This is a genomic window from Sporosarcina sp. USHLN248 (genome assembly GCF_037144575.1).
Classification (GTDB): Bacteria; Bacillota; Bacilli; order Bacillales_A; family Planococcaceae; genus Sporosarcina; species Sporosarcina contaminans.
On the sequence record NZ_JBBCZC010000032.1, the window covers coordinates 31,327 to 45,802 of the forward strand.

Consider the following 14,476-nt stretch of genomic DNA (forward strand, 5'->3'; position numbering starts at 1 on the left):
AATGAGCAATAGAAAGCCGTTGGAAGGCGTTAGGGTGTTAGAGTTAGGGAATTTAGTTGCCGCCCCATTTGCAGGAAAGCTTTTTTCGGAATTTGGGGCAGAAGTAATTAAAGTGGAGGAACCGAAAAATGGGGATCCTTTACGAAATTGGCGAGTTATGCATGAAGATACTTCCGTTTGGTGGTATGTGCAAAGCAGAAATAAGAAGTCGATTACGATTAATCTCCGAGATTCTGAAGGACAAGACATCGTGAAGTCACTAGTTGAAAAGGCGGATGTCGTAATTGAAAATTTCAAGCCGGGGACTTTAGAGAGATGGGGCCTCGGTTATGAAGAAATGAAAAACGTGAATCCAAGCATTATTTTAACGAGAATTTCAGGCTATGGACAAAGTGGTCCTTATAAAGAAAAACCAGGATTTGGAAGTGTGGCGGAAGCGATCGGCGGGCTCAGATACTTGACTGGTTATCCGGACCGCCCGCCCGTACGTGTCGGCATTGCAATCGGTGACATGATTGCGGGTCTATATGCGGTTATTGGAACGCTAATGGCATTAAGAGCACGTGACCATCACCCTTCAAGAGAAGGCCAAGTCGTCGATGTAGCACTCTATGAATCTGTGTTTAGTTTATTAGAAGGGATACTTCCTGAATATGATTTGACGGGACAAATAAGGGAGAGGACAGGCAGTACATTGCCTGGCATAGCCCCTTCCAACACATATAAATGCGCAGATGGAAAACATATTGTAATCGGGGGCAATGGTGATCGGATTTTTCAGCGTCTAATGGTGGCGATTGGTAGAGGTGATATTGCAGATGACCCGAAGTACTCGACAAACCAAGGCCGTGCGGATCATGTAGATTTCATCGATAACGCAATAGAGGAATGGACTTTACAGCATCCAATGCATGAAGTGCAAAAAATATTGGACGAAGCTTCCGTTCCGGTCGGTCCAATTTACGGAATTCACGACATTATAGAAGACGAGCATTATCAAGCCCGTGATATGCTCCGGAAAGTTGAATTGCCAAATGGTGAACAATTAATGGTGCCTGGCATCGTGCCGAAGCTTTCGGAAACGCCAGGAGATATTGAATGGAACGGTCCTTCTCTTGGAGCACATAATGAGGAGATTTATAAAGGTTTTCTCGGTTTAGGATCGGATGAAATTAACAAGCTAAGAGAGAAGGGGGTGATTTAATGTCTGCTGTCACGATAATAGACGTTAGCCCCCGGGATGGTTTGCAAAACGATCCAAAATGGACGAGCACAGAAGATAAGGTCGCATTAATAGAGAAACTTGTACGTTCGGGCATAAAGAAAGTGGAAGCTACATCGTTCGTTCACCCGAAAAAGGTTCCGCAAATGGCAGATGCAAAAGAATTATTGGAATCCATTGCACATTTTGACGGCATAGAAGCGATCGCGTTGATCCCTAATATGAAAGGGTACGAGCGGGCGAGAGGGCATCGATTGTCGGAAGTGAATTATGTTAGTGCAGCAACTGAAACTTTTAACGAAAAAAATATTGGTATGTCGATCTCCCAAAATATGTCGCAATTTAAAGAGTTGGTGAAAGAAGCGAAAAAGGATGGCATTAAAACTTGTTTTTCAGTTGCAGTTAGCTTCGGCTGCCCGTATGAAGGCAATGTTAAGGAAGATTATGTCATTGAAATTGTACAACAAGCGTTAGAGGCTGGCGCTGATCGGATAGGCATCGCCGATACGATTGGCATTGCGATACCAAACCAAGTTGAGCAGTTGATGGCAAAAGTGCTTGAGACCGCAGGCGAAACGCCAGTTGCAATTCATTTACATGATACGAGAGGGTTAGGATTATCGAATGCGTATATGGCTTATCGGACTGGCATTAGAATATTTGAAACGTCCGCTAGTGGTATCGGCGGGTGTCCTTTCGCCCCAGGTGCTGCAGGAAATCTAGCAACAGAGGACCTATGTTATTTATTTGAAAGAATGAAAGTGCAAACAGGTATTCATTTCAATCATCTATTGGAAGCAGCGGATTTTGCTGCTAGTTTATCAACAAAAACACCATTAGGGCGTATTCGACATGTTGAAAAAATTAGAGAAAAGGGGAATGCAGTATGAAAAAGTGGTTTGCAATGTTTGTAGTTGCCTTAATGGCTACGATGGTTCTATCCGCTTGCGGCGAAGCGGATGGAGAAACAGGAGGCAGTAGCTCTGCTGATGGCGACGACTATGAAAAGGTTACGATTCGTCTTGCGTATAACTTGCCGCAAGATCATCATGTTGCAGTCGGCATTGAAAATTTTGCTAAGGAAATTAAAGAAAAGTCAGGCGGTAATGTCAATATTCAAGTATATCCCGCAGGGCAGCTATTAAGTGATAAAGATATGAACCAATCAATCCTATCGGGCGGCGTTGAAATGGGTGTGAACTCATCGACTCTCTGGGCTTCAACAGTGCCGGCAATGGGGATTTTTGACGTGCCGTATGTGTTCAATGATTATTCTGCGGTAGGTGAAGCAGTTAACGGAGAGTTTGGCGATAAGCTTCGTGGTGCTATGGAGGAGAAAGGTGCCAAAGTGTTAATGTTTGCTGATTATGGCTACGTTCAATTTGCGAATAACAAACGTCAATTGAAATCACCGGAAGATTTCAAAGGATTGAAAATTAGAAGTATTGGTGATTTACCATCTGAATTGATCCAAGCATACGGAGCTTCTCCTGTATTTATGGGAGGCGGCGAAGTGTATATGGCCTTACAGCGTAACACAGTCGATGGAGCAACTTCTGGCACAACTGCGATGCTGCAACGAAAATATGAAGAGGTTACCAAATATTTGACGATTAATAACTATGCATATTTAGAGTTCTTATTGGCCGTCAATAAAGATTTTTATGATAAGCTCCCTGAAAAAACTCAAAAATTGATCGAGGAAGTTGCTGCTGATACGGAAAAGTGGATTCGTGAGCAAGCAGAGAAAGAGGATGCTGAATCTGCAAAAGCGTTAGAGGAGAAAGGGATGGATGTATACGTAGTGCCTCAAGAAGATTTGGAAGAATGGATAGAAGCAGCTGCTCCTGTCCGGGATGTATTTGTTAAAAATGCTGGAGAATTAGGTCAGGAATTATTGGATATGGTCGATAAGAAATAAATATTCAGCTCGTTGTCTAAATGCTCGTATACTGCAGCTCGAATGATGATGGGTTCGATTTGCCTTGAATTTTGCGTCTTTTGTGGAAAGTTAGGCAGGCTATCGCCCACGTAGACTGCCTTCTACGTGATAAGCGTTTTCGAGAGATAAGCAAACAATTATAACTACAAACATTAAAATGACTGAAGACGAACTGAAAAGGTACGCTGTCTTCAGTCTGAACGATTTTCAAGTAAAGGGGGAACCGATCGTGAAAAAGGTCTATCATTTTGCGGATCTGCTCGTACGATGGGGAGCATATATTGCCGGCGTACTCATATTGATTACGACATTTATGACTTTCTATGAAGTCGTATCAAGATCCTTTTTCGACAAACCTACTTCCTGGGCAACTGAATTATCGATTTATGCGATTATCGGCAGCTGTTTTTTAGGAAGTGCCTATGCGGTTCGGACCTATTCGCATATTACGGTAGATTTATTGATTAATAACGTGAATGATCGTATGAAAACAATCTTGGCCTATCTTTCCAATTCTTTAGGCTTGCTATTTAGTGTTATTTTTACGATTTATAGTTATTTACATGTGATCAAAACATTCAAGTTGAATGTAACATCTGCATCATTATTGAGGATTCCGATGTACATACCTGAGTCCTTGCTTGTCGCAGGGGGAGTACTGCTCTGCATTGCGTTTATTTTACAATTAATCGATGGCGGCGTTCATAAAGGAGGAGAGCATCTATGAATATCTTCTTTACTGGAGGACTTGGCGTTCTTCTCCTCATAGGCTTGCCCGTTGCATTTGCACTAAGTTTATTGGCAGTGGCGGGTATGTATTTTTTCAATGGTGGTACGTTTGCATTTATGCAAATCCCGATCATTTCCTATAAGTCCTTGGACGACTTCTCCTTAACCGCTTTGCCGATGTATGTTCTAATGAGCCAAGTTTTAGTCATTAGCGGCGTTGGAAGAGATTTGTATGATATGGCAAGCAAGTGGTTTAGACATTTTCCAGGCGGTCTGGCAATTGCTACAATTTTTTGTTGTACGGTATTTTCCGCAATATCAGGTTCAAGTGTGGCAACTGCAGTTACAGTAGGTGCTGTTGCATTACCGGAGATGGTAAAGCGCGGCTACAACAAGCGCCACGTATTAGGGCTGTTAGCTGCTGGAGGGACTTTAGGAATCTTAATACCTCCCAGTATTCCAATGATTATATATGGGTCGGTTACTGGAGAGTCTGTTGGGAAACTGTTTATCGCCGGAGTTATCCCTGGGGCAATTTTGACAATTGCATTCATGCTGTTTTCAGCTTACCAAACTCGGCATATTAAAGATAAGCCTGCAACTTGGAGAGAAAGGTTCTCGGCTTCCAAACAAGCTATTTGGGGCCTGTTGCTACCAATCGTTATTATTGGCGGTATTTATTCAGGAAAATTTACCCCAACGGAAGCTGCGGCAGTAGGCGTTGTGTTTAGCTTTGCAATCGCAATATTTGTCTACCGTAATTTGACATTTTCAGCTTTGAAAAAGATTTTAGTAGAAACCGTAAAAACGAATGCAATGATTTTGCTCATTATTGTAGGGGCAATGCTGTTAGGCTACATTATGACAATCTTGCAAATTCCACAAAGTGTCGTAAACGTAGCGACATCACAAGACATTTCGCCATGGATCATTTTTATTTTGATCAATATTGTGTTGCTTATCTTGGGAATGTTCTTGGAAACTGTTTCTATATTAGTAATTACATTGCCGATTCTATATCCAATAATAATGGCTTTAGGCTTCGACCCAATCTGGTTCGCCATCATTATGGTTATTAATATGGAATTGGCACTGATTTCGCCTCCAGTTGGTTTAAACCTATTTGTACTAAAAGGGTTGGACAAGCGTAATTCAATTAATGAAATTGTGAGAGGCGTTATTCCTTACGCTGTTATTATGATCGTTTTCATAGTCGTCCTCTCCTTCTTCCCAGAGATTGCGACAGTACTTGTCGACAATGTAGAGTAAACGAACAGTTCCACGAGGAGAAATCCTTAGTGGAACTTTTTTATGCGGATTTGAAGTTGCAAATTGTTTTGACAGTTATACGGAGTGTTATGCCGTCGTTCCGTTTCGGTGCACACGCTTTATATTCCGTTGCGTACGTTGTAATGCGTCGTAGTTACGTTTCATAGTAGATAGTACTAAAAAATGACACTCTACACTTGCCCTTTACGTTAACGTAAATGATATAGTCAAGATAAACGGATGAAGGGGTGGTGAAGCTGAAGACGATTGCGGAGATGGCGAAGATGTTTGGTGTATCGACTCGGACAATCCGCTATTATGAAGAGATCGGCTTGCTTGAACCGGAACGGACGGAGAATAATCAGCGGCTGTATTCGAGTGCAGAGTTGGCGAAGCTAAAGTTGATTTTTCGGGGGAAACGGTACGGTTTTTCGCTTGATGAAATTAAAGAGATGGTACTTTTATTCAACAAAGATCGGACGGGGCGAAGGCAGTTGGAACGGACGATTGAATATGGGGAGCGTCGATTGAGTGAAATTGAAGCGAAGATTAATGAATTGCAAGAAATGAAAATTGAAATGGAACAGTTGCTTGTTGATTTTAAGGAAAAGTACGATCAATTGGACAGAAACTAAATTAGAAGTGGTGTTTCACTAAATAGGTAAAAGTGCATTAGTGCAGGGGATCAATAAAAAGGCAGGATGCCTATTTATTTCATGGTAAAGCCATATAACGTAAAAAGGTATTGAATTCAATCGTCTGAATGAATACGAGATTGTGTCTTGAGATGAAAGGAATAAGCGGAACAGATTGTTTATTCATTGGAAGGAAACATTTTTGTTGGTAAGGATAATGATCAATTATTGAAGTCTTGGTAGAGGTAGTTCAAGGAGAAATGTCTGTTTAATAAACTGAAAAGTCAAATTAATGAAAGGGGAATGAATGGATGAATAGTTCACAGTTATTGGCACGTAATGCACGTAAATATCCGAATCGGGAAGCCGTAGTTTGTATGGGGAAACGGACAACGTATAAAGAGTTGGATCAATTAGTGAACCGGCTCGCCCATGCACTGATCGGGGAAGGGATTCAGAAAGGTTCGAAAGTGGCGCTGTTTCTGCCGAATGTCGAGGAGTTTGTCATCTCCTATTTTGCTGTCCAACGGATCGGCGCTGTCGTTGTTCCAATTAATGTGAAGCTGACTACTGAAGAGTTAGAGTACATTTTGGACCATTCCGATGCGGATGCACTCATTGCACATGAGATAGTGTTTGATACAGTAAAACAGTTGCAAGCTCCTTCTTTATTAATCAAAACAGGAAAGCCACAGGACAATTTCCTTAGCTTCGAGTCTTTAATTGACAACGCAGAGGATGCCTCGTTTCCTTGCTTGTTGAAGGAAGACGATGAATCAACGATTTTGTATACATCAGGAACGACCGGCAAGCCGAAGGGGGTCCTGTTTAGCTATCGAAATATATTAACGGTCGCTACGATGATTGCAGTCGAAATGGAAGTGAAGCCGGAGAGTCGCATGTTGCTTATGATGCCGCTTAGCCATTCTGCGCCGCTGCATTTATTCTTAATGGCTGGCATACTTGTCGGTTCGACACTTGTGCTCACACCTACTTTCACTCCTGATCTATTGATTGAAACGGTAGAAAAAGAGAAGACGACGCACTTTTTTGGTGCGCCTGTTGCGTATTTACTCACTGCAGGCAATTCACGGTTGAAAACGGCGGATCTCTCATCCATGAAATGGTGGATTTACGGCGGTGCACCGCTTTCCGCGAATGAAGTACGGATGGTAAAACAGGCTTTCCGAACCGATAATATTTGCTGTGTGTACGGTTTAACAGAAGCGGGACCAAGCGGATCATTGCTGTTGGCAGAAGAGCATGATGCAAAAGCTGGCAGTATTGGCAAGCGGGCTCCGCTTCATACAGAACTTCGAATCGTTGACGATCAAGGTGAAGACGTTCAACCTGGAGAGGTTGGGGAAATTGTCCTTTGGGGTGAAGGCAATATGATTGGCTACTATAAGGATGACGAGGCGACAAAAGAAACATTCATAGGAGAATGGCTGAAGACAGGTGACTTAGGCAGATTTGATGAAGATGGCTACATTTGGATTGTCGATCGTAAGAAGGATTTGATCATTTCAGGTGGGGTCAATGTTTATCCGAAAGAGATTGAGGAAGTCATTTTGCAATTCCCTAATGTGACAGAAGTGGCAGTTGTCGGTGTGCCGCACGTGGAATGGGGCGAGACAGTTAAAGCTGTATTTGCGGCAAAATCGCCAATTGATGTAGATGAATTGAAAGACTATCTATCTGCGCATTTGGCGAAATTCAAAGTTCCTCGTTTATATGAGCAAGTAGATGCGCTGCCGAGAAACGCATCGGGCAAAATACTAAAACAGCCTTTGCGGGAAGGAGTGGCGGTGAAATGAAGGTACTGCAAGAGAGAAAGATTGAAGGGAAACGGAATTTCTTTGAAAATGATGAGACATTGCAATTCATTTTAGAGAATCATTTGGATGACGATTTCCTTCAATATGCTAAACGGGAATTGCATCGCTTTGGGGAAGCTTGCGCGAACGAAATCGATGAACGGGCGAAGCATACCGACCGTGAAGGAGAGCCGAGGCTCATACGTTACAATAAATTCGGAGAGGAAACATCTGAAGTATGGGTCAATGAAGGCTACTGGAAAACTGTAGAAGAAACTTATAGGACTGGGATTGTCGGCTATGTCCATAAAGAAATTCCCGAACTATCTCGCAAAGGGAATTACACATACAGTTTTGCTCAAGGGTATATTTTGTCGCAAACGGAGCCGGGATTTTATTGCCCAGTTACTTTAACACAAGCGACTGCATATCTATTGGATCATTACGCAAATGACGATGTCAAGCAGCTGTTTTTAGACAATGTTTGTTCCACGGGAGAAGTTCCGTTGTATGAAGGGGCAACATTTTTGACGGAGAGGCAAGGTGGCTCGGATGTTGGTGCAAATGTCGTAAAAGCAGTGAAAGACGGCGATCATTATCGTCTATACGGGGAGAAATATTTTGCGTCAAATGCAGGCATGGCAGGTGTTGCAATGGTATTGGCGAGAAGGGAAGGAGCGCCTGATGGTTCCAAAGGCTTGACGTTGTTCGCCGTCCCGTGGCGCAAGGAATCCGGTGAGGTGAACGGTTTACGCATCCGTAGATTGAAGGATAAGTTAGGCGTCCGAGCTGTGCCATCTGGTGAAATCGAATTCGATGGAGCTGTCGCTTATGTCGTCGGAGATCCTGCAAAAGGATTTTATTATATGATGGAAGCGCTTAACCTATCCCGAATATGCAATGCTGTGGCATCGATAGGCATTATGCGGCGTGCTTTCATAGAGGCGAAAGAATATGCGGAGCGTCGCAATGCATTCGGACAAAGGCTCACCAATTATCCAATGGTACAGGACACTTTAGGAAAGATGGCGGCTAAGCTTCATGTTGAAACTGCGGCGATCTTTGATTTTATTAAGCTTTACGAGCGAGTTACGGATGGTGAAGCGACAGATCGGGAAAAAGTGCTGAACCGTCTTTTCATTGCAATTATGAAAAAGGAATCCGCCGAGCAGGCAATTCATTTTGCGCACGAGGCAATTGAAATGCATGGCGGGAACGGCTATATCGAAGACTTCGTCACGCCGAGACTGTTGCGCGATGCCCAAGTGCTCACTGTTTGGGAAGGAACCGCAAATATTTTAGGGTTAGAGCTCATCCGCCTTGTGAATAAATTCGAAGCACATAAGCTGTTTGTCGATGAAATGCGAAAACGGCTCGTCATCATTCAGGAAAATGAAATGAAAGCGGCCATTAAGGCAGAGCTGGAAAAGCTTTCTGCAGATTTAGTTGCGTTTGCGGGTTATGATCAAGCATTGCAAACATTCGAAGCGAAAGCTTTCATGAAACGCATGTCCGATTTATATGAGAGTATCGTTGCGTTGGAATGGGCGGCTCAGCATGGTGGAAAATATGCAAAAATAGCTGAGGTGTTCATTGAAGAAACATGGAAGTTAAGAAGGACTGGGGATAGAATGAAGACTGTCAGTTATTTTACAGAAATCGTGTAGGAAACGGTCAAAGTTTGTTAAAGACCTCCTCATAGCGCTATCGCAATGAGGAGGTCTGATTTTATTTCCCTAAATAATGATCAACGATTGCAACAAAGGCTTTTGCAGTGTTCAATAGAGCACGTTCATCAATGTCAAACTTTGGATGGTGATGAGGGAAGTGGGTGTCGCTGTTTTCATTTCTTGAGCCTACTTTGAAATACGTTCCCGGTTTTTCAAGCAGAAAGTAAGCGAAATCTTCTGCTCCCATCGATGGCTGCAATTCAATAATGTTTTCTTTGCTAAAATGGTTTTCGAAGATCGTTCGAACTTGATCGGTTTCTATCTCATGGTTATAGAGGGCAGGGTAACCATGCAAATAATCAATTGTTGCCTTAGCTCCAAATGCTTCGGTAATACCCTTTGTAATCGTATAAATGTTTTCCTTTACTTGTTGACGGACATCTTCATCGAATGTACGTACAGTTCCTTCAAGCTTAGCAGTATCTGCGATAATATTAAAAGCACTGCCTGCTTGAAAAACGCCGATTGTGAGAACAGCCGATTGTAATGGATTCACTTGCCTGCTAACGACTTTTTGCAGAGCACTGACAAGATCGCTGCCAACGACAATCGCATCGACACTGTCATGCGGCTTAGCGCCGTGTCCGCCTTTTCCTTGGATTGTAATGGAGAATTTATCGACAGCTGCCATTTTGAAAGCAGAACCAACTGCATAATGGCCGACCGGTGTATCAGATGCCAAATGGGCGCCGAATACAAAGTCGACATCTTGCAGTACGCCATCTTCTATCATGAATTTTGCCCCGCCAGGCGGTTTTTCCTCCGCATGCTGGAAAAGGAAAATAACGGTGCCTGCAATGGATTTTTGAAATTGGCTAAGTGCTTGTGCAGTTCCTAACAGGGCAGCAGTATGGCCGTCATGTCCACAAGCATGCATAACATTCGGCCGAGTTGATTTATAGGGGACATCTTTTTCATCTGCAATCGGAAGCGCGTCAAAATCAGCTCGCAATGCAATTGTCTTTCCAGGCTTGCTGCCTTTCAAAATCCCGATCAGCCCATTTCCACCAATGTCCGACTTCACCTCCAAGCCAAAGCTCAATAGTTTCTCTTTTATGAAAGCGGCGGTCTCCGTTTCTTCAAACGAAAGCTCTGGATGCTGATGCAAATACCTTCTCCATTCGATCACTTTACTAGAATGTTGCTCTAACTCATTAAAAATCTGTTCAATTACCATACCGATCCCCCATTTCTACTAATCTTTTTTGAATGAATAATAGCTGTCTGCCTACTGCTTCTTCAAGTACGATTTAAAATCCTCTGATCTACAAAAGATTGTTCGTCTACATAGATCAAAATTCCATGAAACGATCTAAGCATTTCAAAAAGAATGTAATTTTCCTTATTTTATGACTGTAATACCGATATGTCAACTCGGAATTATAATAATTCAACCTAATAAGTTGAGTAGAGTAGTAAGCCCCCCCATTACCTGCTAATTGCAAAGGGCGGTTGGGCAAGGCGGCAAACGGTTACTGTTAAACAAAAATCCCGCAGCCATTTGAGGCGAACGGGATTTTTATTGTTATTCAACTTTAAATTTCTTAATTTCTTCTTTCAATTGATCAGCCAAGTCGTTCAATGACGCTGAAGTGCTAACCATTTCTTGCATAGCTGCAAGTTGTTCTTCCATAGATGCCGCAATATTTTGCGTATGTTCAGATGAATTTTCCAACGATTGGACTGTGTCATGTGTAGATGCTAATATTTCTTCTGAACCAGCTGAAATTTCTTGGATCGTAGCGGAAACGTCTTGGACGCTTGCGCTAATTTGCTGGATGCGGCTTGAGATATTTTTGAATGAATTCCCGGCTTCATTTACAATGACGGTTTCACGTTCGACATCTTCAAACACTTTTTCCATTGCTTGGACAGATTGTTCCGCATCACTTTGGATTTCTTGAATGATCGTGCTAATTTGATTGGCAGAACGAGCGGATTGTTCGGCCAAGTTCCGAACTTCGCTTGCAACAACACTAAATCCTTTTCCAGCTTCGCCTGCTCGGGCGGCTTCAATAGCAGCATTCAAGGCTAACAAGTTGATTTGATCGGAAATATCGGTAATCATGCCAATAATTTTCGTAACGTCATTCGAACGTGTATGCATGACTTGCGTGACTTTCATAGATGCTTGTACAGATTGGTTAATTGTATGAATGCCTTCGATTGAATCTTGGATCAAATCGCTTCCTTCATGTGCTGCTTTGGAAACGTCTGACGTGTCCTCCGAGAGCTTTGATGCAGAATCAGCAATCTGTTGGATGCCTGTTGTTATTTGTTCAAGAGCAAGTAGGTTTTGAGCTGCAGCCTCAGAAAGTGCTTCGCTCGTTGCTGATACTTCTTGCGTAGCAATTGTCGATTGGTTTGCGACCTTCGCCATTTGGTCAGCACTCTCCGACATTTCAGATGACGATGCTACTACATTATCGGAGGTTTTATTTACTTGCTGGATCATATGTTGAAGCTCGTTTTTCATTAAATTAAAGCTATGGGCTAACCGGCCGATCTCATCCCTGCTTTTGATCGTAATGGACTTCGTCAAATCACCTTTCCCGACTTCCTCTGTTATTTGGATGAGTTGAGTTAGCGGCTTCGAAATCTTTCTTGCAACGTATGAAGGAATCACAATGCTAATCAACATACCGATGATAACGGTTGCAAGAGAGATAATGACAACATTTCTTTTAATGTCAGTAATAAATTTTGCGTCTTGATCGATACCGATCAGTGCCTCGGTTCCTTCAATTGGCATAAACATCGATTTGTGTACGCCTAAATCATTTGAATAGATATCACTAAATAATGGTTTTTCCGATTGCAAAGCCTTGTTTTGTTCTGCTGTAAGCGCTTGCGGAACTAAATAATCAGTAGAGTCGGACATGGCTAAGAGCATATCTTCTCCATCAACTTTAGTGACGATATAAATGTTTTCAAATCCACTCTTCTGTTTTGCCGAATTCAAAATATTCAACAATTGAAGATGTGCAGATTTGTCTGAATAGGCACGGTTAATAACGCGTGCAGGCAACTTGCCCGATAGTTCATCCATCGTTGTAGTTAGGGAATCTTCAAATTGCGGTATAACGTTTTTTTCTACGATATCCATCGCTTGAAAATAAAACAATGCGCTGAAGAGTGTGGCAATTATGTAAATCGGTATGAGCGTAGCCCAAATGATCTTCTTGCGTATAGATCCCTTTTGCTTAAACATCATAGTACCTCCTAATCATTTAGAATAAGGGAGAAATAGAACTTGTGAAACTTTTGTTTTATGTTAGAAAGTTCTTATTACCTATGATACAAAGAAATTGATGGAAATGCTATATGAATCTATTAAAAACTAATTTTGGTAACAGTCAGATTTTATGGAATCCGTTATGCTATAATGAATGGAAATTTAGATAAAGAAGGTTTTCATTTTGGAAGTCGGGTTATTTATTCTACTTATATTCACGGCATCACTTTTGCAAACGAGTACGGGATTCGGATTTTCAATAGTAGCTACACCGTTTTTGCTCCTGCTATTTGATGCAAGAGATGCGATTCAATTGAATTTAATTTTATCGTTATTCATTTCACTGACCTTATTTAAAAATATTCGAAGTGACATCGATCGAGGTGTTTTAAAGAGATTTATTAGTGGAAGTGTTATCGGTTTGCCGATTGGTATGATGGTATTTTCATTTTCAAATATCGACTATTTAAAAATAGCGATTGGCATATTAATCCTGCTTTTGACAGTATTGTTGCTTCTAAAATTTCGGATTGGGCAGACGAGAGGCCGCGACCGCATAGTGGGGGCAATTTCAGGTTCCTTGACAACGAGTATCGGCATGCCAGGACCCCCATTGCTGCTCTATTTTTCCGGTACTGAAACAGAAAAGGCAAAACTCCGGGGAACAACATTAGCGTATTATTTATTCATTTACTTCTTCAGTTTAGTTGTACAAATTTTTGCAGCGGGCACATCAAACAAAGTATGGTTGTATGCATTATGTGCTTTGCCGATCGTACTGTTGGGGCAATTGGCAGGTCAATATCTTTTTTCACGGATCAATCAAAAAATGTTTCAGTTGTTTACATACGCCATTCTGCTATTTACTGGCGCTTACTTGCTTTTCAACACCTAACAATCAACAGGACTAGCACATAGAAGAGAGCGATAAAATACAATATTGACGTTTCATAACTCGCTTGTGCTTCTGTTAGAAAGGACCGTTAGTCCAAGCGATGTGAAAACAATAAAGGAAAGAAGTAGGATTGGTGGCATGGTCCACCATATTGTATGGACAAATAAATTCTTTCCTTTTTTGATTGTTAACAAAAAAGCAATTATATCGCTGTAAGTATGATTGGTTAAAAGTGATTGTTGCTTGGGAAATATTGTACTCACTACGGCAAGGAGTAGTTGTAGCATATTCCCCTTACTTTTTCGTCTTATCGATTCGATGATATTCTGAAATTTGGACGACACGCACTTTACTTGTATTCAATTCATGATAAATGCCGCGGCTATCGCGAAATGAAATATATTGATCGCGTTCGCTTTGCACAATTTTCTCCGCGCTTTCGAATGAATCGGTATGGATAAATCGGCGAATATAATGCTCTTCATCGAAAAAGTACGTAATTTTGAATTCTGACATTTTTGCTCCTCCATTCAAGCGGTTTTTATAACGTCCATACTATTTCACTTTGTCCAACAATGCAATTTACATTCCGCGATGTTTTGCGTTGGCATTTGCACTCTAACAAGTTATAAGCTGCTTCAAACAAAAACACCCATGCAATGATGATTGCGCGGTTCAGCTTGTTGACAAACGCATGTATACTGCGAATCGAACTGCGAAGGGTTCAATTTGCCATATTTACGAGCCCTTTATGGAAATTAAGGCACTGAGGACATCGCGAACTTAGACTGCCTTCCACGTGGCAAGCATTTTCAAGCCAAGCCGGACAAACATCTTTACAATGACTAAAATCCTTAAAAAGAATGAAGGGGCTGTCCAGAAAGTCAGTGTAAACTGATTTTCTGTGATAGTCCCTTTCTGGTTGGAGAATAAATGGGGAACCCCTGACAACCGTCGCTTTCCGTTCCAGGCGCACGCTTTCCGGGGGGCGGGCGGTGAGCC

At 42.0% G+C, this 14,476-nt stretch carries 12 protein-coding genes; 9 read left to right on the top strand and 3 right to left on the bottom strand.

What is annotated here, in order from left to right; genetic code table 11:
- The first annotated feature begins 1 nt into the window (after position 1).
- From WFH04_RS13145 to WFH04_RS13180, 8 genes are all read left to right on the top strand, one after another.
- Positions 2 to 1,204 carry a CaiB/BaiF CoA transferase family protein gene (locus WFH04_RS13145; RefSeq protein ID WP_336824512.1) on the top strand — a complete coding sequence of 401 codons (1,203 nt, stop codon included), beginning with the start codon at positions 2 to 4 and terminating at the stop codon, positions 1,202 to 1,204.
- Entirely contained in the window at positions 1,204 to 2,112 is a 909-nt protein-coding gene (locus tag WFH04_RS13150) for a hydroxymethylglutaryl-CoA lyase (RefSeq protein WP_336824513.1), read from the top strand. Before WFH04_RS13145 ends, WFH04_RS13150 begins: the two co-directional genes overlap by 1 nt.
- Positions 2,109 to 3,143 carry a TRAP transporter substrate-binding protein gene (locus WFH04_RS13155; RefSeq protein WP_336824514.1) on the top strand — a complete coding sequence of 345 codons (1,035 nt, stop codon included), beginning with the start codon at positions 2,109 to 2,111 and terminating at the stop codon, positions 3,141 to 3,143. Before WFH04_RS13150 ends, WFH04_RS13155 begins: the two co-directional genes overlap by 4 nt.
- 250 nt (positions 3,144 to 3,393) lie before the next feature.
- On the top strand, positions 3,394 to 3,891 hold the full coding sequence (locus WFH04_RS13160) for a TRAP transporter small permease (RefSeq protein WP_336824515.1): 498 nt from the start codon (positions 3,394 to 3,396) through the stop codon (positions 3,889 to 3,891).
- A complete protein-coding gene (locus tag WFH04_RS13165; RefSeq protein ID WP_336824516.1) occupies positions 3,888 to 5,162 on the top strand; it encodes a TRAP transporter large permease in 1,275 nt (424 codons plus the stop codon). The genes WFH04_RS13160 and WFH04_RS13165 overlap by 4 nt, the downstream gene beginning before the upstream one ends.
- Positions 5,163 to 5,419: 257 nt before the next feature.
- Positions 5,420 to 5,797 (top strand): MerR family transcriptional regulator, encoded by a 378-nt coding sequence (locus tag WFH04_RS13170; RefSeq protein WP_336824524.1) that lies wholly within the window; start codon positions 5,420 to 5,422, stop codon positions 5,795 to 5,797.
- Between the two features lie 311 nt (positions 5,798 to 6,108).
- Positions 6,109 to 7,614: a class I adenylate-forming enzyme family protein gene (locus tag WFH04_RS13175; RefSeq protein WP_336824517.1), complete on the top strand. Its 1,506-nt coding sequence runs from the start codon at positions 6,109 to 6,111 to the stop codon at positions 7,612 to 7,614.
- Positions 7,611 to 9,281: an acyl-CoA dehydrogenase family protein gene (locus WFH04_RS13180; protein ID WP_336824518.1), complete on the top strand. Its 1,671-nt coding sequence runs from the start codon at positions 7,611 to 7,613 to the stop codon at positions 9,279 to 9,281. The genes WFH04_RS13175 and WFH04_RS13180 overlap by 4 nt, the downstream gene beginning before the upstream one ends.
- Before the next feature lie 61 nt (positions 9,282 to 9,342).
- On the opposite strand, the gene WFH04_RS13185 is transcribed toward WFH04_RS13180, so the two are convergent.
- Together WFH04_RS13185 and WFH04_RS13190 are read right to left on the bottom strand one after the other, a co-directional pair.
- Positions 9,343 to 10,521 (bottom strand): M20 metallopeptidase family protein, encoded by a 1,179-nt coding sequence (locus tag WFH04_RS13185; protein WP_336824519.1) that lies wholly within the window; start codon positions 10,519 to 10,521, stop codon positions 9,343 to 9,345.
- Between the two features lie 348 nt (positions 10,522 to 10,869).
- Positions 10,870 to 12,555 carry a methyl-accepting chemotaxis protein gene (locus tag WFH04_RS13190; protein WP_336824520.1) on the bottom strand — a complete coding sequence of 562 codons (1,686 nt, stop codon included), beginning with the start codon at positions 12,553 to 12,555 and terminating at the stop codon, positions 10,870 to 10,872.
- A 208-nt stretch (positions 12,556 to 12,763) separates the two neighbouring features.
- Here WFH04_RS13190 and WFH04_RS13195 point away from each other — a divergent pair, with 208 nt between their 5' ends.
- Positions 12,764 to 13,474, top strand: a complete 711-nt coding sequence (locus WFH04_RS13195) for a sulfite exporter TauE/SafE family protein (protein WP_336824521.1) — start codon at positions 12,764 to 12,766, stop codon at positions 13,472 to 13,474.
- A 294-nt stretch (positions 13,475 to 13,768) separates the two neighbouring features.
- Here WFH04_RS13195 and WFH04_RS13200 read toward each other — a convergent pair whose 3' ends face one another.
- Positions 13,769 to 13,990, bottom strand: coding sequence for a hypothetical protein (locus WFH04_RS13200; protein WP_336824522.1), 222 nt, complete (start codon positions 13,988 to 13,990; stop codon positions 13,769 to 13,771).
- Positions 13,991 to 14,476: the final 486 nt, after the last annotated feature.

Excerpts from the sequence above, each read along its gene's own strand:
- WFH04_RS13155 (WP_336824514.1), top strand. The coding sequence starts at position 2,109 with ATGAAAAAGTGGTTTGCAATGTTTGTAGTTGCCTTAATGGCTACGATG.
- WFH04_RS13200 (WP_336824522.1), bottom strand. The coding sequence starts at position 13,990 with ATGTCAGAATTCAAAATTACGTACTTTTTCGATGAAGAGCATTATATT.
- WFH04_RS13185 (WP_336824519.1), bottom strand. The coding sequence starts at position 10,521 with ATGGTAATTGAACAGATTTTTAATGAGTTAGAGCAACATTCTAGTAAA.
- WFH04_RS13165 (WP_336824516.1), top strand. The coding sequence starts at position 3,888 with ATGAATATCTTCTTTACTGGAGGACTTGGCGTTCTTCTCCTCATAGGC.
- WFH04_RS13180 (WP_336824518.1), top strand. The coding sequence starts at position 7,611 with ATGAAGGTACTGCAAGAGAGAAAGATTGAAGGGAAACGGAATTTCTTT.
- WFH04_RS13175 (WP_336824517.1), top strand. The coding sequence starts at position 6,109 with ATGAATAGTTCACAGTTATTGGCACGTAATGCACGTAAATATCCGAAT.
- WFH04_RS13150 (WP_336824513.1), top strand. The coding sequence starts at position 1,204 with ATGTCTGCTGTCACGATAATAGACGTTAGCCCCCGGGATGGTTTGCAA.
- WFH04_RS13145 (WP_336824512.1), top strand. The coding sequence starts at position 2 with ATGAGCAATAGAAAGCCGTTGGAAGGCGTTAGGGTGTTAGAGTTAGGG.
- WFH04_RS13190 (WP_336824520.1), bottom strand. The coding sequence starts at position 12,555 with ATGTTTAAGCAAAAGGGATCTATACGCAAGAAGATCATTTGGGCTACG.